We start from the raw sequence: 19103 nt of genomic DNA, 5'->3' as shown, positions 1-19103 counted from the left end.
CTGTGTCAGGCGGGCTTTCTGTCCCCCGCCATGACGATCCACAAGGCCATCCGGACCATCCGCATTGAAACGCACCACCCAGTCACGGATACTCTGACGGTCTGTCCCGGCAAGCAGGGCCGCCTCGCCGCGTGAGGCGCCATCATAAATCGCCGCAAGCGCCAGCAGGCGACGCGACTGACCCGCATGCCGGCTTCTGCGCGCAAGGCGTCGCAACTCCGAACTATCATGATCGTCACGCAGGGACAGAGGGCTGCCCATCCAGAATGCCTCCTTCAGAGAATGGTCAGCATCCTGTGAATCACATTTTTAAACCGATGGGTACCCCGTGAGTCAGGCCAAACAATGGTTGGTATAACCCTTGAAATGAAGCATCTGCTTAAAGTCCTTGCGGTGCTGGCGTCGTGCGCGACCCCCGCGCTTGCGCAGCCGTCATCTTCCTCCACTGCGCCGCAGCTCAACATCACGACCGATGCGGCAATGGACATGGCGCATTATGCGGTTGGCCTGGCGGAAAACCGGCATCTCAAGCTTTGCATAGCGGTCGAGGACACGGACGGAAACCTGGTGGCCTTTATCCGCATGCAGGGCGCCTATGCCGGATGTGTGGAGGCTTCGATCGCAAAGGCGAAATCGGCGGCACGGTTCGCCCGCAACACGATCGAGTTCTTTGACGCCGTACGCACGCAGAACCTGCCCATCGGCTTTGTCCCCGGTATCCTGCCATCCGCCGGTGGCGCGGTTTTCAAGCAGGGTGATGTGGTCGTCGGCAGTATCGGCACCAGCGGCGACACCAACGAAAATGAACAGGCGCTTGTTGTCGATACGGCCAAGCATTTTCACTGAAATGGCCTCTCCCAGGTAAAGAAACAGTATCCAGACAATCTTGCATCAGGATCTCCCATGAAAATCAGACATATCGGGCCGCTGGCCGTTCTGGCGTGCTTTCCTGCCTTTGGCGTGGCACGCGCCGATGATGCCAAGTTGCTGACCCGCCCGCAGCTAAGCAACGCCGGTGCGAAAAGCCTGCTGAATGCAGCCGAGGAGGAGGCGCGGCAGAAGGGCATGCAGGTTAGCATCGCGGTGGTGGATGCATCGGGCAGGCTGCTTGCCTTCACCCGCATGGATGATTCACAGACCGGCACGGATGAGACAGCCATAAAGAAAGCCCGCACGGCCGCGCTGTATCATTCACCAGGCAAGGTACTGGCCCAGCGCATCAGCCAGAACCAGGCCTTTCTGGCGACATTGCCCGGCATTACGGCCGTGCCCGGATCGTGTCCGGTCATGAGTGGCAAATACCTCATCGGGGCGGTTGGGGTCAGTGGGGCAACGGACGATCTGGACAATGCGGTCGCCACCGATACGGCAAACGGCTTCCATTCGTAGGAAATAGTCCGGGCCGGATGGCCCGGTAATTTCAGACAGTAAAAATACAGGCGATCCTCCATGACAGGAAGATGGCCTGTATTTTCTTGAAGACTGTCTGAAAAGCCGGTTTTTGTGAAAGTGCGCGGATCATAAAGGATTTTTCAAAAAGCGTCGAAGAATGCCGCCTCTTTGGGAAAAGGCAGTGCCCAAATACTTCTGTTCCTTTATGAATGATTTGTAATGAAACGCGATTTAGAAGGTAAAGCCTGTTTTCATACCGACAACCGTGACCGTGCTGCGCTGCGTATAACCGCCCGGATTAACCCAGAACTGGACGTTCGGTTCGATATAGACCCATGGTGTGAACTGGATTGTATAGTCTGTTTCAATGGCGAATTCCGAATTCCGTCGTGGCCCCTTTTTACCTGCCTGATACCATTCCAATGTCGCAAGGCGTGAATTGACGTGATTGGTGCCAACCGCAAGTGTTATGGCGTCATGCCTGCGCCACGGCAGCCCGAGATAGCGCAGGCTGCCTGTTACCTGCGATGAAACGGGGCTTGTTTCCTTGTCAACCATGGTCAGCGTGACATAGGCGGTCAGGCCCTGCACGATCACCGCGTCCTGTCCGGGTTTTTCGGTAAAGGTGCCCGTCAACTGCTGCTGGAACCATAGGTAACCACCATGGGAACCGCCCCGTTCCAGCATTGGCAGTCCGCCGGTAACCGCAGGCTGCCCATTGGTCGCCAGTAAAATATCCGGTGCGCTGGCGGTATTGATCCACCCGCCAATGCGGTACACCCCCGGATAACGGTGCGGTCCCATATGCAGGCGCAGCCCGGTTTCGAATGGCAGCAGGGCGCCGGTTGCCCCATGGACGTAACCAAGGAAAAACTTGTTATCCAGATTGCGCATGTTCTGTTCATAAGCACCTGCCTGCAGGTACCACAGGGGACTGTTGTATTTGAGGTATCCACCCCAGGTACTGACAGGCCAGTTCAGCCAGCGATTGCCATCCATGTTGCCTGTTGTCGCGCCGCAGAAATAATTGACCATTGTCAGGCAGGGCACATTGTCAAAATCGGCACCGGTTGGCAGGCGGCCGATCTTGAAACTGAAGTGGTCGCCCAGTTTCTGGTTATACCACAATCCGGTCAGCCGGGTGGTCTGCCCACGGCCCCATACTTCCTGTGGCTGTTGCAGGGTATACAGGCCCGCCCTTGTGATCAGGTTGCTGCCCCAGCGGCTGGTAAAAGTGAAATTGAAGGTCGCCCCTTTCCATTTCACCAGTTTTTCCGCGTCGATATCCATAATCGCCGCGATCTGGTTGGTTTCGGCCGCGGTACGCCGGTCGCCGCCGGTCGCATTTCCGGCGGTTTCGTTGGTCCATGCCGCCGCCAGATCTATTCCCCTGTCACGCAGATAGGTTCTGTACCCACCCCAGTCTCCTGTCATGGTTGAAGCCGGGTGCTGGGCACTGTTACGCAGGGCGTAACTGGCATCATCGCCCTGGCTGCCGTTTGCAACGCCATTGGCGGGTGCATCCTGCGCGCTGATCACTAGATACATGGAAAAACCGAAATATAATATCGCGAATTTTCCACGTCCATGCGTAAAATATTTCATTGTACGGCCACTGGCATATTATTGGTTTTATTTGTGTGGCGTTTAAACGGTTTTATACGGACACGGTTTTTTATTTTATATATTAATTTATCGTGCGCCGTGCTGCATGAATTTTCACTTGTGTTTTTTTGGAAACATTATTTGCGCAATGGCGTTCCTGCCATCAGGCCATGCGGTTTTCAGGAAAAGTTTTCCTGCCCCGGACCCGTCCATGTAACAGGTCACAGACCACGGAAAAGTTTTTGGCAAGGCTTTTTTCAAAAAGATCCAGAATCTGGTGTCGTCGCAAAAAAACAGGGCGCATAAAACTTTTATTGTTTTTTCCAAAAATTATTGCGTCATTTATTTATGATTCATAAAGTTATTATTATAAAGTAACGATACAAGGACGGGCTCCTGCCATGCACAGGCATGCAACCCATGGCGCCCCAGCCATTGGAATATGCAGGTCCGGACAACATGAACTGAAGACGCTCTGTAATGAAGGTTTTTGTAAAAAGCTTCACCAGAACCGTCTTTATGATGCGCAGTCTGTAGCAGGCAGCCGCCACGACCGTTTCCGGCCCCCGTGGGGGTTCAGTGGCGGGGCAGGATGAATTCCGCCATCCATCGGCATTCATCCGACAGGTCCATGGCTGCGTCTTCATCCAGTACGAATGTGCAATCGGGATGGAAATGCAGTGCTGAGGCACTGGTCATGGGCGAAATCGCCCCTTCAGTCACGCGGGCAATGATCGCAGCCTTGCCGGGACCTGTCGCCAGCAGGACAGCGCGCCGGGTCTCCAGAATTGTGCCGACGCCAACAGTCAGCGCATGCTGCGGCACATCATCCGGGCAGTCGCCAAACATTTCCGCATTCTGGGCACGCGTGGCCGGGGCAAGCCTGACACGGCGCGTGCGGGATGCGAAGGAGGAAAGCGGTTCGTTAAAACCGATATGGCCGGTATGACCAATCCCCAGCAGTTGCAGGTCAATGCCGCCCGCGGCACGGATTGCGGTTTCGTACCGTGCGCATGCCGCCGTGACATCATCGGTATCACCGGGGGGCAGGTGCGTCTGCGTGGGCAGAATATCCAGATGGCGGAACAGGTGGTGCTGCATATAGGCACGGTATGACTGCGCGGTCCGGGCAACCGGCCCGCAATATTCATCCAGATTGAACGTCGTGCAGCCTGCAAGGTTGACCGGCCTGTCGTGAATGCGGCGGACAAGGTGGCCATAGACCCGTTCCATCGTGCGCCCGGTTGCAAGGCCCAGCACGGCTGCCGGGTTTTGCGCGCAGCACGTATACAGCATGTCCGCCACATGGGCGCAGGCAGTGTCCTGATCCGGTGCGATGACAAGTTTCATGAACATCTCCCGCTGGTTGCATGGATCCACGGTGGCACAGGCATAAGTCCCGCACAGGTCAGGCGGCCACCGGACAGGCCATCCGGCCCGCCCGTGATCGTGGGCGCGGATAATGGCAGGCCGCGTGCGCTGCGTGCGGCCAGGAAACCGAAACATTGCGCCTCCAGCGCATCCCCGTTCCAGCCAAGGCGGTCCACGGCTTCGACCGGTGCGCCCAATGCCGCCTGCAATCCCTGCATCAGCACAGGATTATGCCGCCCGCCGCCACAGACATACCAGCGCGCGGGCCTTGCTGGAAGGGGCGTGCGCCGGACGGCTTCGATGGTAAAGGCGGCCAGTGTCGCCGCGCCATCGGCCGGGGTGCAGGCGGCCACCCGGTCAAGGGCCGTGGCAAAGCTCTGACGGTCCAGCGATTTGGGGGCAGGGCGGGCAAAATAGGGATCGGCCAGCAACTGTTCCACAATGGCCCGGTTGACCGTGCCCGCGCGCGCCAGTCCGCCATCAACATCGCAGGCCGTGCCGGTATGGCGCATGGCCCAGTCGTCCAGCAGGGCATTGCCCGGCCCGGTGTCACAGGCATGGATCGTATTGTCCGCATCAATGAACGTGACATTCGCAACGCCGCCGATATTCAGCACGGCGACCGGTCCCGGCACGTCATGCAGCAGGGCCGCGTGAAACCATGGCACCAGTGGCGCGCCTTCGCCGCCTGCCGCCACGTCGGCGCTGCGGAAATCATGGATGACAGCCACCCCGGTCGCGCGGGACAGCAGTCCGGCATCGCCTATCTGCCATGTCTGGCGGCGTTGTGGCGCATGCAGGATGGTCTGGCCATGAAACCCGATCAGGTCGATATCCGGCACCAGGGCCTGCAACTGCCGCACCGCGTCGATGTGATGGCGGGTTATCGCGTGTTCTACCGCTTTCAGTTCGGGATTATCAGGGGACAGGGTGGGCGCATGGTCCAGAATCCCCCGCGCGCGCTGGCGCAGGGCCGCCGTGTAGGGCAGGCTGATATCCGGGCCAAACCCTGCGATCCGTTCACCATCGGTATGGATGATGGCCGCATCCACGCCGTCAAGTGACGTGCCGCTCATAAGGCCGATGACCGTAAGCATGGGCTTCATGCCCGTTCCTCCCCGTGCAGCATTTTACCACGCCATCATAATGAACAGGGCGATGGGACAAAAACGTGATGTCCGGCACCCGTCCATCATGCCGCGTGTATACGGGCGGTCCGGGACTGCCTTTCAGAACGCCTCAAAGAATGCCGTCTGCTTGAAACGTTGATTTCCGGACACTGTTTTACGGCGTGGCAGGGGTGCTGTCGTCCTGTCCAAGAACCGAACGCAGGTTGCCGCCATGCGCTGCAAGCAGTGCCTCGACCTGATCGGCGGGAATGCCCGAACAGATCATGACGGCCCGTTTGACATTGAACCCCGTTGCCGCCAGCGCCTGCTGCGCCTTCTGTTCGGTACTGCCGGTCAGGTTGCGGACCATGCGGCACGCCCTGTCCCGCAGCTTGGCATTGACGACCCGCATGTCCACCATCTGGCCGCGATAGGCATGGCCCATACGGATCATGAGTGTTGTGGAAATCAGGTTCAGGGTGGCTTTCTGCGCCGTGCCGGCCTTCAGTCGGGTGGAACCGGAAATGACTTCCGGCCCCGTCACCACCGCAATGCCCTGTTCCGCCACGTCCAGCAGCCTGCCGCCGCGATTGCATGCAATGCCGATGGTCAGGCTGCCCGCCGCACGCGCAGCCGCAAGCGCTGCGCAGGTATAGGGCGTGGACCCACTGGCCGCGATGCCCAGTACCACGTCATCGGGACCGGGATTGTGGGCCAGTATGTCCGCGCGGGCCACGTCCTCGCGGTCCTCGGCCCCTTCCGCAGCCTGGTACACGGCGTCATGCCCGCCTGCCAGCAGCAGCACGAGCCGCCCCGGTTCCCAGCCGAAGGTGGGCAGCAGTTCCACCCCATCCTGCATGCCGATCCGCCCGGACGTGCCCGCGCCGACATAGAACAGCCGCCCCCCCGCCAGAAGCCGGGGCAGGGCGCTGCCGACCGCGCGTTCCAGTTCCGGTGTCGCGGCGCGGACGGCGGCGATGGCGCTCATCTGTGATTCCACCAGTGCATCCAGCACGGAGGCAACGGGCCAGATATCCACATCCGCATAGCGGGGATCCTGTCCTTCTGTCGCGATGAGGGGGGTGGGAACGGTGCTGTTCGGGGACATGTAACCTGACTTGTCTGCAAATGAGTGAAAATGCTTCACCAGAAATTTTCATATGATTGAAAGATATGACCTGATCCGACTTTTCACGCAGCCCTTCAACCCCGTGACGGGATCAGCGCAAGGGCCGCCGCCGTCGCCACGTCATGACGCAGGCGCACGACGTTGCCATGGCCATCGGGATGCAGGCGGCTGGTCAGGATCAGGACATAACTGTCGCTATCGGGATCCAGCCACAGCGACGTGCCGGTAAAGCCGGTATGGCCGAAGGAACCCACGGGAAACCTGTCCCCCCGGACGGAGGAATAATGCGTGGCGATATCCCACCCCAGCCCCCGCAGGTCGGTCCTGCCCTGTGGCTGTTGTGCCGTGGTCATCAGCATGAGTGTATCGGGTCGCAGCGGATAGGCCGATGGCCTGCCCGCGCGCCGGTCCAGCAGGGCCTGCGCGTACAGGCACATGTCATCGGCGGTGGAAAACAGGCCCGCATGTCCTGCAACCCCGCCCATGCGCCGGGCCGAGGGATCGTTGACCCGTCCACGCAGCATCTGGCCCCGTTCATCGGCCTGGGTGGGGGCGATGCGGGCGGACCATGTACCGGGTGGCAGGAACCGTGACTGCCGCATGCCGAGTGGTGCAAGGATAAAGCGCGTGGCATAGGCATCCAGCGTCATGCCGGTCAGTTTTTCGATCAGGAAGCCCAGCGTGATGAAGTTGATGTCGCTGTAGACGAAACCGCTGCCCGGTGGCTGCGCGGGCGCGGTTTCCATGGTCAGGCGGAACGCGGCGTCACGTCCCTGCCACGGGTGGGTCAGGTCCAGGTCGGGCGGCAGGCCGGAATAATGGGTCAGCAACTGCCGGATGGTGATGGCGACTTTCCCCGCGGCGGCAAATTGCGGCAGGTAGCGCGAAACCGGGTCATCCAGGCCGAAGCGGCCCTGTTCCCATAACTGCATGACGCCGGGCGCGGTAATGGCCGGCTTGGTCAGGGATGCCATGTCGAACACCGTGTCCCATGTCATGGCTTCGGGCACGGGCGTTACGGCACGCCTGCCATACACGGCCCGGTGCATGACCTGCTGGTCGTGGCCTATGGCACAGACAACGCCGGGCGCTTCCCCCCGTGTCACGGCCTGTTGCAGCCTGCGGTCCACATCGCGCATGTCCGGTGCAGGCGGCTGGCCCGCATATGCGCGCGGGGCGGTGGCGGCAAGGGTCGCGGCATCGGTCAGCATCAGGACATGACGGCGCTTCAGCCGGGGGGCGGCTGGAAAAACATGCATGTTGCAAAAGGCCCGTTAAAAGACGGCATGCCGGATGCCTGATGCGCGGACGATACCATTATCCCGCCCGCAATGACAATGATCCGCCCCGGCGCGCCGAGCAGGGACGTGGGAAAAGCCATGGCATGACGGCGTTGGAACATCCCTGACTGGTTTCTGCGCATGATGGTAATGCACAATCCGTCCCGGTTTCCGGGTCGTCCGGGGCTTTCATATGGCTTCGGTCTGGTCATATGGTCTTTGTCTGTTACGTGATGGAACCCGTATGCCCGCAATCGATCTCTCGGTTATCTGCATCTATTGTCTGACCCTGCCATTCATTGCGTTCGCCCTGTCGGGGCGGCAGGATTCCGTTTCCAGCTATGTCGGGGGCAGGCATGACCTGCCGTGGTGGGCCATCTGCCTGTCCCTGGTCGCGACGGAAACCTCCACCCTGACCATCATCAGCATACCCGGCATCGCCTATGGCGGGGGCATGGTGTTCGTGGGGCTGGGGGTGGGGTATGTCATCGGGCGGTCGCTGGTGGCGTGGCTGTTCCTGCCCCGTTATTTTTCCGGGCATGCCGGTAGCGTGTACCAGTATCTGGGCCGGCGTTTCGGGCAGGCGATGGAACGTACCGTCTCCGTCACGTTCCTGGTCACGCGCGTGCTGGCCGAGGGGATCAGGCTGTTTGCGGGCATGCTGCCGGTTGCCGCCATCCTGTCCGTCATGGAATTCCCGCTGCCGCAATGGCTGGTCATGGTGGTGATTGTCGGGCTGACGCTGGGGTATACGATGCTGGGTGGCCTGCGGGCGGTGGTCTGGTCCGATGCGATACAGCTGGTTGTGTATGTTATGGGGGCGGCTGCCTGTGTCGCGTTGCTGTACCACCATGCAACGGACATGCAGATCCATATGCTGCGCCATTCCAACCGGTTTCACCTGTTCCACAGATCCCGCCTGTATTTCCTTGATCCCTATACGCCCTGCGCCGCCATGATCGGCGGGGCGATCATGGCCATGGCGTCACACGGGACGGACCAGCTTCTGGTGCAGCGTGTCCTTGCGGCGCGAAGCCTGGCGGATGCCAGAAAGGCGCTGGTGGGCAGCGGTGTCATGGTGGGCTGCCTGTTCGCGCTGTTGTCGCTGGTGGGCATGCTGCTATGGGCGCGTAATGATGAAAGGTCGCTGGCCGCCATGGGGCTGACGACATCGGACGCGCTGTTCCCGGATTTTATCATGCATGGCCTGCCGCAGGGGCTGGCGGGACTGCTGGTTGCGGGCCTGCTGAGTGCCACGATGGGATCGCTTTCCGCCACCCTCAACGCCATGACCAGTGCGACCCTGCTGGATTTTGCCGCCCCCTGCCGGACCATGGCGCGGTGGGCGCGCCTGTCGCCACTGGGCTTCGCGCGGCTGGTGACCGTACTGTGGGCGGTCGTGCTGGTGCTGGTGGCGCTGGGGTTCGCACGCAGCAATGGCCCGGCGGTGGTGTTCGGTCTGTCGGTGGCGTCATGCGCCTATGGGCCCATGCTGGGGGTATTCGTGTTCGCCCTGTTCAGCAGGCGGGCGGACAGGCGTGACGTGCTGCCTGCGTTCATCGTCACGCTGGCGGTGATGTGCGGTGCCATGCTGTTCTGGCGGCCCCATGGCCATGCCATCGCCTTTACGTGGCTGGTGCCGCTGGGTGTCGCCATCATGCTCGCCTGCGGGGGGCTTGCGCGTGGCATCCGGCAGGGACGGGCGTGATCCGGCCCGTCCTGCCGCGCCCGGCGGGATCAGATCAGCCCGTAGCGTTCCAGCAGGGTGTCCACTTCCGTCCCACCCGCCAGGTGATGGATCAGGGTCGAGGCCGGTATTTTTTTCCCGTCGCGCATTTCCGCCGCCGCCTGCACCAGCATGCGCACGTCATAGACGCTGCCAAACACTTCGGGCACGGCGCGGTCGATATCCAGCAGCGTATAGACTGCCTCCATCGCGGTGCGGACGGAATATTCGGTCGTGAACACCGTATCGCGCGGGGTTTCGGCAAACTGGCCGAGGAAGGCGAGGTTGACGCTGCCATCGGGAACCACCTTCGGCCTGTCGCCCACGGCGCGTGGCATGAACTGCGCGGTGATGAAGGGCATCATGCACGGGTGGGTGATGGCGCCCGTGGCGGCCATGTCGTCAATCTCCGCCTCCGGCACGCCCATGTGGAACAGCCATTCGCGGGTGATTTCCTCACCCGTGCAGTCCTGCATGGGTTTTTTCACGTAATTGCCCGGCACGTCGCTGAACAGGCCATACAGCCATGCCACCATCTGCCCCTTCGGCTGGCCCTTGAAGTGTGGCTGGCGGCTGACGACCCAGCTCATCAGCCACGCGGAGTCCGCGATCGTGACCGGTCCCCCCGTCACGGTGCGCCCCGAAAAGGGATCGCGCCCCGTCACCCTGTGCACAAGGGCCGGGATGCGGGCATCCAGCGTGGTGACGGTGGCGGATTCCCAGCGCGATTTCGTGGTGTCGCCACAGAACACGTCCGGCTGGCCAAAGGCGGGATCCTGCGCCGCGATATTGCGCCATAGCTGCCAGACATTCCCCTGCGCGATCGTGGCATCAATCGGCGCGGGTGTATGGTGGTCGCCCCAGCGGGAGTTTTCCACCATGGAGCCATTGGTGACGAACACCAGATCCCGCCCGCCGACCGCGATGCCGCCCGCCGCGCCGTTTTCCAGCCAGTCGATATGGGTCGCGACCTTCTTCACGCCTGATGTATCGACGCGCACATTGGTCACCTGCACGCCGTGACGGAACGCCACGCCCTGATCGGCCAGCCATGTGGCCAGCGGCAGGCTGAGGGATTCCTGCTGGTTGAAGCGGGTGAATTTCAGCGTATGCAGGTCCTTCAGGCCAAGGATCTGGTGTACGAAACGGGCAAGGTAGCGCTTCATCTCGATCGCGCTGTGCCATGTCTCGAACGCGAACATGGACCGCCAGAACAGCCAGAAATTCGATTTCATGAAATCGGCGGACAGGACATCGCCGATCGTCTTTCCATCCAGCTTTTCCTCATCCGTCAGGACAAGGGAAATGATCTCGCGCCGTGCCTTCCCGGTCAGCTTCAGGCTGTCGCGGTCGGGCAGGGGCTGCCCGCGCCCGCACATGGCCCGGACCGGGCTGGAGGACGGATCGACGCGGTTAAGGCGATAGAACTCATCCAGCACCGATGCATCGGGTAATTCCAGTGAGGGGATGGAGCGGTACAGATCCCACAGGCACTGGAACTGTTCCTCCATTTCCCGGCCGCCACGGATCAGCCAGCCGGTTTCGGCGTTGCCCGCGCCATCCAGCGCCCCGCCATTGGCGTCCGATGCCTCCAGGATGGTAATTCTTGATGGCGTCATCCCCGCATCGCGGATCAGGAAGGCGGCCGCGGCCATGCCGCCAAGGCCGCCACCCACGATCCATGCCGACCGGGTGTCGATACCGGCCGGTTTTTCGGGGCGGACGAAGGCTTCGAAGTTACTGTGGGCGTAGCGCATGGAATTTCTGCCTCTTCTGGGGCCGACCGTGGCCCGGGCGGTTGGTCGGATTTAAAACCCTGCCGTATATAGCAGGTCTTTATGAAAATGCCGTCGTTGATGTGCATCAATCACACGGCGGGTGGCAGGGATGCGGGAACGGCCCGCGTACGGGCCGCCATGGCCACCGCCGCGATGCGGGGCCCGGGGCACGGCATTGACCACGGTACTGACACAGTATGTTAAAAAAGGTATTGTCATGGCATGGATCATGAACATGCCGCCATCCGTACCATGCAATGGGACCATCGCAGCCTTGACCGCGCGCAGCGTCATGCCCGCGGCGTGGCCCTGCGCCGCAGGACGATGCGTGCCCACCATGCGCAATGGCATGCGCCAAAGCGGCGGCCCGACCCGGTCGACCTGCTGGTCCGGCAGGGGGAAGGCCGGATACGCGACCTGCTGCCGGTGCGCTATGGACGGATGATGGCCTCGCCTTTCGCGTTCCTGCGCGGGGCGGCGGTGGTCATGGCGTCCGATCTTGCGCATACGCCCGCGGCGGGGCCACGCGTGCAGGCATGCGGGGACTGCCATCTGGCCAATTTCGGCAGCTATGCCTCACCCGAAGGCACCCCGGTTTTCGATATCAACGATTTTGACGAAACGCTGCCCGCCCCGTTTGAATGGGACATCAAGCGTCTTGGCACGTCACTGGTGCTGGCCGGGCGCGAGGGCGGGCTGTCGGAAAAGAAGGCGCGTAACCTGGCGGTATCCATGGCGCGGACCTATGCCGTGGAAATGAAGCGGCTGGCCGTGCTGTCCCCGCTGGAGATCTGGGGCAATCCCATTGACCTGTCCGCCGCCATTGCCGCGTTTTCGGACCGGCATGCGCGGGCGCGGGCCGAAATCCTGCTGCGTGAGCGCATGGACAGCGCGCGCTGCCATTATGGCCTGATAGATGCGGATGGCGGCCTGCTATCGCTGCGCGAACACCCGCCGCTGGTCATGCGGCTGCCCGCGCATGAGGACACGATCCGCCATGCCTTTGCCCGCTACGTCGCGACACAGCCGGCCGAACTGGCGATCCTGCTGGACCGCTACGTCCTGCGTGATGTGGTTTTCAAGGTGGTTGGCATTGGCAGTGTCGGCACCTTTTGCGCCATCGGCCTGTTCGCCACGCCGGATGGGGAGACGCTGCTGCTGCAGATCAAGGAAGCCCAACAGTCGGTGTTGGCCCCCTTTGCCGGGGCATCGCTGTTCCATAACCAGGGGCAGCGCGTGGTGGTCGGCCAACGCATCATGCAGGCGGAAACGGACATATTCCTGGGGTGCACGCATACCCGGTCCCGGCCAGATGCGGACCCTGTTGCACCGGACCTGTCGGGGGCCGGGCGGCAGTTTTATGTCCGCCGCCTGAAAGATGCCCGGCTGGCAGCCATCGGCGCGGATGTCACGCCCGAAGGACTGGCCGATTACGCACGATTATATGGCACGACGCTGGCCCGCGCGCATGCGCGTTCGGGGGATGGCGCCTTCATCAGTGGCTATCTGGGCAAGGGCCATGTGTTTTCCGATGCCATAGGCTGTTTTTCCACCCATTACGCGGACCAGACGAAGGCAGACTGGGTACGGTTCACGCAGGCCATCAAGGCCGGAAAAATACCGGCTTCCCATGATGGTAATTCTTGATAACCGTTCCTGAACGATAAACCGGGAACGTCAGAACAGCTATGACAGGGATAACAGTATGAAGGCAATCCATCTTCTTTGCAGGCTGGAGGGTGGTCGCCCCCGAAATATCAATAAGGACAAAGCCACCGGGATGGTACATTCAGGTAACTGGGACTTTATGCCTGAAGAAGCTGAAGAACTGGTGGGAGGCTGGATTTATCTGCATGAAAAAAAGGCGGAACCGTCCTATTATGGGGGACAGGTTACAGGTTGGTACAAGGCGCAGGATGATACGGTTGCCCGCACCAACCGGATCAAATTTATTTTCAGACCCGTAATCGAAGGCAAAAACGTCAAATGGCGCGGCCAGTCTCACGTGATGGCATGGACGGGCGGCGTTGTAAGGGCTGATTGTCCGCATGAGAAATAGGGGTATTTAGCCGATAATCCGTCGTGGGCCAGATGGCGCGCACCTCACCACCCCATATCGCCCGGACCACCCCATCCACCACCCAGACTGCCCCAGCCGCCCTGCGGGCCACCATTGCCGTTGTCATAGGCGGCGCGTGCGTTACGGTCCATGCGTGGATCCCGGTCTGCGCAGGCGGTCAGTGATGTGACAAAGGCGAGGGCGGCCAGCAAGATCATGGTGGGTTTCATGGGGCTTCCGTTGTCAACATGCACCGTCATGCGTTGTATGTATGAATACACACCACATGCAATGACGCATCGGTGGATGTCAGCCATGAAACCCTGCAGACGGCAACCCTGAAAAGGGGCGTTGCGACAGGCTGAATGGCACGGTGTGCCGATGCGGCGGCATAGCCCGCCCATGGGGCCATGATCCGTATATCAGGCGGTTTTCCCTGCCATGGCAGGGAAAGACGGAACTCTGCGGGGGCATGCGCCAGTCATGTCGTCCGCGCCCCGCAGGTCCGTGGCACTGGCCTGTATCCGGAATGCGTCAGGCGAATGCCTCGTCCCATGTCCCGAGTGTTGCGCCACGGCTGTATTCCGTGGCCCGGTTTTCGAAGAAGTTGGCGTGTTCCACCGCGTTCATCATCTCGTCAATCCACGGCAGGGGATTGCTGGGCACGTCATAGATCGGTTCCAGTTCCAGCCCGATCAGGCGCCGGTTGGCGATGAAGCGGATATACTGCTTGACCTCGGCCGCCGTCAGGCCATTCACCGGGCCCATGCGGAAGGCGAGGTCGATGAAGCGGTCCTCGTTGGTCACGATCTCACGACAGGCGAGGTGGATGGCATCGGCTACAGCGGGCTTGTCGATCTGGTGGCCGAATTCCTGCATGTAGGTCTTGAACAGGCGCGTGATGGATTCGACGTGCAGGCTTTCGTCACGCACGGACCATGTTACGACCTGCCCCATGCCCTTCATCAGGTTGTGGCGGGGGAAGTTGAGCAGCATGGCGAACGATGCGAAAAGCTGCAGCCCTTCGGTAAAGCCCGCGAACACGGCCATGGACAGGGCGGTATTGTAGTGGTCGTCCATGTTGAATCGCTGCAGGAATTCATGCTTCGCGGCCATTTCCTCATATTCAAGGAAGGCGGCATATTCGGTTTCCGGCATGCCGATGGTGTCCAGCAGGTGGCTGTAGGCGGCCTGGTGGATGGATTCCATGTTCGTGAACGCCGACAGCATCATGCGCACTTCGGTCGGTTTGAAACGCGGCATGTACAGGTCGATATAGGCGTTCTCGACCTCGGTGTCCTGCTGGGTAAACAGGCGGAAAATCTGGGTGACCAGATATTTTTCCGTCTCGGACAGGTTGTTGTTCCAGTCCTTCACGTCATCCCCAAGGGGGATTTCCTCGGGCAGCCAGTGCAGGGACTGCTGGGTTTTCCATGCCTCGAACGCCCACGGGTAGCGAAAGGGCTTGTAGACCGGGCTGGGGGAAAGGAGGTTGGGTGTGTCTGTACTCATGATTTCCCCCTATAACCCAAAAATCGCCACCGCTGTATCCTGTTTTGAGGTTGCCGGAAGATGTCACCGGAACCGGGGGCATGGAAGGGGGAAATACGCCTGAAACTGCTTGATCATGCAACCGGATTTTCTGACTGATGGTGACCGGTTTCCTGATTTTCAACTATGTAATTATCGCATGTAATATTGATGATATAGCCCGCTTCCGGGAAAACAGATGGCTGCGGCAGGGATTGAAACCGTGGACCCCGGCATGACATAGTATGAGAACAATAATCAGAACAGTGCGTTAACCGTCATTGTCGGCCCGGTCCCGTTCACCCGGAATCAAGGGGGCGGCCAGATTATGGAGCAGTTTCATGAACAGTCCTGACACGCCGCAAAACCGCCGGATCGTGCTGGCATCCCGCCCATCGGGTGCGCCGACCCTGGCCAATTTCCGTCTGGAACGGGTTCCGGTTCCCCGGGCGGGTGCGGGGCAGGTGCTGCTCAAGACGCTGTGGCTGTCGCTGGACCCCTATATGCGTGGCCGCATGAGTGCCGCGCCGTCCTACGCCCCGCCCGTCGCCGTGGGTGATGTGATGGTGGGCGGAACCGTGGCGCGGGTTGAACAGTCGGGGATTGAAGGATACAGGCCGGGCGATATCGTCCTGTCCTATGGCGGATGGCAGGATTATGCCGTGTCCGACGGGACGGACCTTATGGTCCTGCCGGCTGGCATGTCCCATCTGTCACGCGCGCTGGGCGTTCTGGGCATGCCCGGTTTTACGGCGTGGTATGGCCTGTTGAAAATCGGTGCGCCCAAGGCGGGCGAAACCGTGGTGGTGGCCGCTGCCAGCGGACCTGTCGGGGCCGTGGTCGGGCAACTGGCCCGACTGCATGGCGCAACCGTGGTGGGCGTGGCGGGCGGCCCGGAAAAATGCCGTCGCGTGCGTGAGGAACTGGGGTTTGACGCCTGCCTTGACCACCGCGGCCCTGATTTCGCAGCCCAACTGGCGGCTGCATGCCCCAAGGGCATTGATGTCTATTTTGAAAGCGTGGGCGGCAAGGTGTTTGATGCCGTCCTGCCGCTGCTCAACACATTCGCGCGTATCCCGGTCTGTGGCCTGATCGCCCACTATAACGACAGTGTGTATGATGGGGGTGTCAACACTGATCCTGGACCCGACCGGCTGCCAGCCTTCATGGGGCAGATCCTGATCCGTCGCCTGCGGGTGCAGGGGTTTATCATTCTGGAACACTACAGCGAATTTTACGCCGAATTCCTGCACGACATGCAGCCACTTGTCGAAAGCGGGAAAATCCGTGTCTTTGAAGATATCGTGGACGGCCTGGAAAATGCCCCCGCGGCCTTCATCGGCATGCTGGAAGGGAAAAACAGCGGAAAACTGCTGGTAAAAGTCAGTTCATGAACCCCGAAGGGGCCGCCACCCCATTGGCGCGGCGTTCCGACGGATACAGGCTGGCCAACCCGGTATTTCCCCGATCAGTCCCGCTGCGGGACATAGCCCTGCCATAACCACAACAGGGCTTCGGGCAGGGTCTGCGCGATTGTCGGACCATCCACATGCCCCGCGTTGCGTGACAGGACAAATTGGTAGTCATATCCTTTCGCCGCCAGGACGCGGGCCATGTTTTCACTGGCCAGCACCCAGTCATGCATGCCATCGGGCATGGCGGGCGCGGGATAGAACAGGTCCCGATCACCCGCGGCAAACCAGAACCGGACCGGCTTGTGCGCGGCATTGGGCACCAGCGCCGCCCCCGGCTGGCTACCCGTGGCGGCGGGGTTGCCCGCCCAGGGGGAGTGATACTGCCACGCCCCGCCCGGCATGGCTGGGTCATGTGGCCACTGCTGGTTGGTCAGGGTCGGGGAATAGGCCAGCACGCGCCGGTACAGGTCGGGATGGAACCATGCCATGCCAAAGGCCGCGCCGCCGCTGGAACTGACCCCCATCGTGGCCCTGCCATCGGGGTCATGGGTCAGGCTGACGCCTGCCTGTCGCTGGGCCAGGGGCAGGACCTCGCGTTCAACCCATTCGGCATAGGTGCCCGATACCGTGTCATATTCCAGCCCGCGTTCGCTGCCCTGTGCATCCTGTCCGCCCGCGCCGATGCCAATGGCGATGATGGGGGGCAGGCGATGGCTGTTGATCAGCGCGTCCAGGGCGGCAAACAGGTCCCGGCCGGGATAGAAACCATCCGCCCCGCCATCGCCAAAGACAAGGAACGGTGCCTTGGTGCCGGGTTTGTACTGCGCGGGCACATAGACATCCACCTGCCGCATCCATGGGCCGGAATGGCTGCTGGTCAGGCGCAGGTCGGACGGGTCGCCGGGGGCGGAACGGGCTGTATAGATCGCGCCATTGGGGCAGCCATCGGGGTCATCGCGCACAATGCCGGAATTGAACAGGACGCTCTGGCTGGAATTCATGGTGAAGGAGACCACACGCCCATGCGGCGCGGTGCGGGCTGCCGCGAATTCCGGGGCGGCCGTATGGGTGGGGCCCAGCACGAAATTGCCATTTGTCGCCAGTGGCGGGACGGTGCCATCCGGCAGGTCGCGCGCCGGGGGATAACGGGAAACATGCGGGTCGCGCCGGGGTGTCCCGCCATCAGGCGCAAGCCCGGACAGGTCGATAAAGAACGGGGCCTGCGGGTGCGTGGTGTTGGCGGCAGGCGGGGTGGGAACATGCACCGACTGGCAACCGGCCACGGCAGGTGACAGCTTCATGGCAAGGCAGCCCGAAGCCAGAAGGGGAATGAAAAACCGTGTCCTGAAGCCTGCCGTCAACCGTCCGTATCCCGTTCCGTGCTGAAAATTGCTCATGCCCCAGTCAAACACGGGCGATGATCCATATCCACCCCCGGTTTCAGGGTTGTGCGTGTGGCATTCCGGGGTCGTGGCAGGCGGGAAACAGACGCCCCATATCAGCCATGTTTCCCTGCTTGCACCATGATGGCCGATGCCATCCGTCGCATGGCCTGATGTATGTCATTGCAGCATGTGACGGGCGGCCCCATATCAGGGATGATGGTTTTTTTCATATGATGCAGGAGGGAACTGCTGGCGCAAGGATCAGTCATGTCCCGGCTGCCTGTCGCATGCGGGGGTACCGGCGCGGGCAGAAACCGGTTGCGTGATTTTTGTATTTACGTCCATTCCCCCGCATTTTAACTTATTAATCAATGCATACCCGGGACATTATCCCTGATGTCCGATCATCGCCTTGGTGGTATATAAATACTGAACATAGGATAGATAGAAATGCCTGTTGAGCAGATGCGCAAGAACATGTCGGAGAACGCGGGTTTCATCGCGGCCCTGGACCAGAGCGGGGGATCAACACCGGGGGCGCTGCGGCATTACGGCATACCGGACAGCGCCTACAGCACCGATGCGCAGATGTTTGCCCTGATGCACGAAATGCGGGTCAGGGTCATTACCGCCCCGGCCTTCACGGGCAAAAGCATCCTCGCCGCCATCCTGTTCGAGCAGACCATGAACGGGCTGGTCAAGGACACGCCGGTTCCCACCTACCTGTGGAAGGAAAAGGGCGTCGTCCCCTTCCTGAAGGTGGACAAGGGGCTGGAGGCCGAAGCGGGCGGCGTGCAGATGATGAAGCCCATCCCCAACCTTGAGCCCCTGCTGGACCAGGCGATCAGCAAGGGCATCTATGGCACGAAGGCGCGTTCGGTCATCCGCCTGGCCGAGCGTGAGGGTGTCGCCGCCATCGTGAAGCAGCAGTTTGCCCTGGCCGAGCAGATTGCCGCCCGTGGCCTCGTGCCCATCATGGAACCCGAAGTCCTGATCAAAAGCCCGGACAAGGCAGGGGCGGAAGCCCTGCTGCATGACGAACTGCACCGTGGGCTTGATGCGCTGCCCGGTGACTACCAGGTGATGATCAAGGTCTCGATCCCCGAAAAGGCCGATCTTTACCTTGACCTGATCAGGCACCCGCGCGTGCAGCGCGTCGTGGCGCTGTCCGGTGGGTATCCACGTGATGAAGCGTGTCAGCGGCTGGCGAAAAACCATGGCATGATCGCCAGTTTCTCACGCGCGCTGCTCGAAGACCTGCGCTACACCATGACGGATGCGGAATTTGACGCAGCCCTCGCGAAGTCCATCGAACAGATCTTCA

17 protein-coding genes are annotated in these 19103 nt (G+C 61.2%); 7 read left to right on the top strand and 10 right to left on the bottom strand.

The features are described 5' to 3' along the window. Window positions 1-261: helix-turn-helix domain-containing protein (locus GEU01_RS14780; protein WP_019086686.1), on the bottom strand; the 261-nt coding region annotated here is incomplete at its 3' end. Between the two features lie 105 nt (window positions 262-366). Between GEU01_RS14780 and GEU01_RS14775 the strand changes: the two genes are divergently transcribed. Continuing rightward, complete coding sequence (locus tag GEU01_RS14775; protein WP_232272556.1) at window positions 367-846, top strand: GlcG/HbpS family heme-binding protein; 480 nt, start codon at window positions 367-369, stop codon at window positions 844-846. A 57-nt stretch (window positions 847-903) separates the two neighbouring features. After that, entirely contained in the window at window positions 904-1389 is a 486-nt protein-coding gene (locus GEU01_RS14770; protein WP_019086684.1) for a GlcG/HbpS family heme-binding protein, read from the top strand. A 234-nt stretch (window positions 1390-1623) separates the two neighbouring features. Here the strand turns inward: GEU01_RS14770 and GEU01_RS14765 are convergent, their stop codons facing one another. The 5 genes from GEU01_RS14765 to GEU01_RS14745 form a co-directional block, all read right to left on the bottom strand. Then, window positions 1624-2940, bottom strand: coding sequence for a carbohydrate porin (locus tag GEU01_RS14765; protein WP_157212860.1), 1317 nt, complete (start codon window positions 2938-2940; stop codon window positions 1624-1626). Window positions 2941-3573: 633 nt separating this feature from the next. Next, window positions 3574-4353, bottom strand: a complete 780-nt coding sequence (locus GEU01_RS14760; RefSeq protein ID WP_019086682.1) for a glucosamine-6-phosphate deaminase — start codon at window positions 4351-4353, stop codon at window positions 3574-3576. Beyond that, entirely contained in the window at window positions 4344-5474 is a 1131-nt protein-coding gene (locus GEU01_RS14755; RefSeq protein WP_026018764.1) for an anhydro-N-acetylmuramic acid kinase, read from the bottom strand. Before GEU01_RS14755 ends, GEU01_RS14760 begins: the two co-directional genes overlap by 10 nt. A gap of 178 nt (window positions 5475-5652) precedes the next feature. After that, complete coding sequence (locus tag GEU01_RS14750) at window positions 5653-6585, bottom strand: N-acetylmuramic acid 6-phosphate etherase (protein ID WP_019086680.1); 933 nt, start codon at window positions 6583-6585, stop codon at window positions 5653-5655. Between the two features lie 95 nt (window positions 6586-6680). Continuing rightward, the gene (locus tag GEU01_RS14745; protein ID WP_019086679.1) at window positions 6681-7865 is read right to left on the bottom strand and encodes a serine hydrolase domain-containing protein; all 1185 of its coding nucleotides are present in this window, start codon (window positions 7863-7865) and stop codon (window positions 6681-6683) included. A gap of 265 nt (window positions 7866-8130) precedes the next feature. Between GEU01_RS14745 and GEU01_RS14735 the strand changes: the two genes are divergently transcribed. After that, window positions 8131-9594 (top strand): sodium:solute symporter, encoded by a 1464-nt coding sequence (locus GEU01_RS14735; RefSeq protein ID WP_019086677.1) that lies wholly within the window; start codon window positions 8131-8133, stop codon window positions 9592-9594. Between the two features lie 29 nt (window positions 9595-9623). On the opposite strand, the gene GEU01_RS14730 is transcribed toward GEU01_RS14735, so the two are convergent. Further along, window positions 9624-11369: an oleate hydratase gene (locus GEU01_RS14730; protein ID WP_019086676.1), complete on the bottom strand. Its 1746-nt coding sequence runs from the start codon at window positions 11367-11369 to the stop codon at window positions 9624-9626. Window positions 11370-11612: 243 nt separating this feature from the next. Between GEU01_RS14730 and GEU01_RS14725 the strand changes: the two genes are divergently transcribed. Both GEU01_RS14725 and GEU01_RS22890 read left to right on the top strand, forming a co-directional pair. Beyond that, window positions 11613-13037 carry a DUF2252 domain-containing protein gene (locus tag GEU01_RS14725; RefSeq protein WP_019086675.1) on the top strand — a complete coding sequence of 475 codons (1425 nt, stop codon included), beginning with the start codon at window positions 11613-11615 and terminating at the stop codon, window positions 13035-13037. 58 nt (window positions 13038-13095) lie between these two features. Next, window positions 13096-13449, top strand: a complete 354-nt coding sequence (locus tag GEU01_RS22890; protein ID WP_157212859.1) for a hypothetical protein — start codon at window positions 13096-13098, stop codon at window positions 13447-13449. Between the two features lie 44 nt (window positions 13450-13493). Here GEU01_RS22890 and GEU01_RS14715 read toward each other — a convergent pair whose 3' ends face one another. Together GEU01_RS14715 and GEU01_RS14705 are read right to left on the bottom strand one after the other, a co-directional pair. Continuing rightward, window positions 13494-13679 (bottom strand): hypothetical protein, encoded by a 186-nt coding sequence (locus GEU01_RS14715; protein ID WP_026018763.1) that lies wholly within the window; start codon window positions 13677-13679, stop codon window positions 13494-13496. Window positions 13680-13983: 304 nt separating this feature from the next. Then, entirely contained in the window at window positions 13984-14961 is a 978-nt protein-coding gene (locus GEU01_RS14705; RefSeq protein WP_010510467.1) for a ribonucleotide-diphosphate reductase subunit beta, read from the bottom strand. 359 nt (window positions 14962-15320) lie between these two features. Here GEU01_RS14705 and GEU01_RS14695 point away from each other — a divergent pair, with 359 nt between their 5' ends. Further along, complete coding sequence (locus tag GEU01_RS14695; protein WP_019086670.1) at window positions 15321-16373, top strand: NADP-dependent oxidoreductase; 1053 nt, start codon at window positions 15321-15323, stop codon at window positions 16371-16373. A 74-nt stretch (window positions 16374-16447) separates the two neighbouring features. On the opposite strand, the gene GEU01_RS14690 is transcribed toward GEU01_RS14695, so the two are convergent. Next, a complete protein-coding gene (locus tag GEU01_RS14690; protein ID WP_232272554.1) occupies window positions 16448-17806 on the bottom strand; it encodes an alpha/beta hydrolase in 1359 nt (452 codons plus the stop codon). Between the two features lie 423 nt (window positions 17807-18229). Here GEU01_RS14690 and GEU01_RS14680 point away from each other — a divergent pair. After that, the coding region (locus tag GEU01_RS14680; RefSeq protein ID WP_019086125.1) for a fructose bisphosphate aldolase at window positions 18230-19103 on the top strand (874 nt) is incomplete at its 3' end.

Origin of the sequence: Komagataeibacter europaeus LMG 18890 (assembly GCF_000285295.1) — a bacterium.
GTDB lineage: Bacteria > Pseudomonadota > Alphaproteobacteria > Acetobacterales > Acetobacteraceae > Komagataeibacter > Komagataeibacter europaeus.
Note: the sequence above shows the minus strand (reverse complement) of the source record. Positions and strands in the feature narration are given on the sequence as shown.

Excerpts from the sequence above, each read along its gene's own strand:
- GEU01_RS14775 (WP_232272556.1), top strand. The coding sequence starts at position 367 with ATGAAGCATCTGCTTAAAGTCCTTGCGGTGCTGGCGTCGTGCGCGACC.
- GEU01_RS14770 (WP_019086684.1), top strand. The coding sequence starts at position 904 with ATGAAAATCAGACATATCGGGCCGCTGGCCGTTCTGGCGTGCTTTCCT.
- GEU01_RS14765 (WP_157212860.1), bottom strand. The coding sequence starts at position 2,940 with ATGTATCTAGTGATCAGCGCGCAGGATGCACCCGCCAATGGCGTTGCA.
- GEU01_RS14760 (WP_019086682.1), bottom strand. The coding sequence starts at position 4,353 with ATGTTCATGAAACTTGTCATCGCACCGGATCAGGACACTGCCTGCGCC.
- GEU01_RS14755 (WP_026018764.1), bottom strand. The coding sequence starts at position 5,474 with ATGAAGCCCATGCTTACGGTCATCGGCCTTATGAGCGGCACGTCACTT.
- GEU01_RS14750 (WP_019086680.1), bottom strand. The coding sequence starts at position 6,585 with ATGTCCCCGAACAGCACCGTTCCCACCCCCCTCATCGCGACAGAAGGA.
- GEU01_RS14745 (WP_019086679.1), bottom strand. The coding sequence starts at position 7,865 with ATGCATGTTTTTCCAGCCGCCCCCCGGCTGAAGCGCCGTCATGTCCTG.
- GEU01_RS14735 (WP_019086677.1), top strand. The coding sequence starts at position 8,131 with ATGCCCGCAATCGATCTCTCGGTTATCTGCATCTATTGTCTGACCCTG.
- GEU01_RS14730 (WP_019086676.1), bottom strand. The coding sequence starts at position 11,369 with ATGCGCTACGCCCACAGTAACTTCGAAGCCTTCGTCCGCCCCGAAAAA.
- GEU01_RS14725 (WP_019086675.1), top strand. The coding sequence starts at position 11,613 with ATGGATCATGAACATGCCGCCATCCGTACCATGCAATGGGACCATCGC.
- GEU01_RS22890 (WP_157212859.1), top strand. The coding sequence starts at position 13,096 with ATGAAGGCAATCCATCTTCTTTGCAGGCTGGAGGGTGGTCGCCCCCGA.
- GEU01_RS14715 (WP_026018763.1), bottom strand. The coding sequence starts at position 13,679 with ATGAAACCCACCATGATCTTGCTGGCCGCCCTCGCCTTTGTCACATCA.
- GEU01_RS14705 (WP_010510467.1), bottom strand. The coding sequence starts at position 14,961 with ATGAGTACAGACACACCCAACCTCCTTTCCCCCAGCCCGGTCTACAAG.
- GEU01_RS14695 (WP_019086670.1), top strand. The coding sequence starts at position 15,321 with ATGAACAGTCCTGACACGCCGCAAAACCGCCGGATCGTGCTGGCATCC.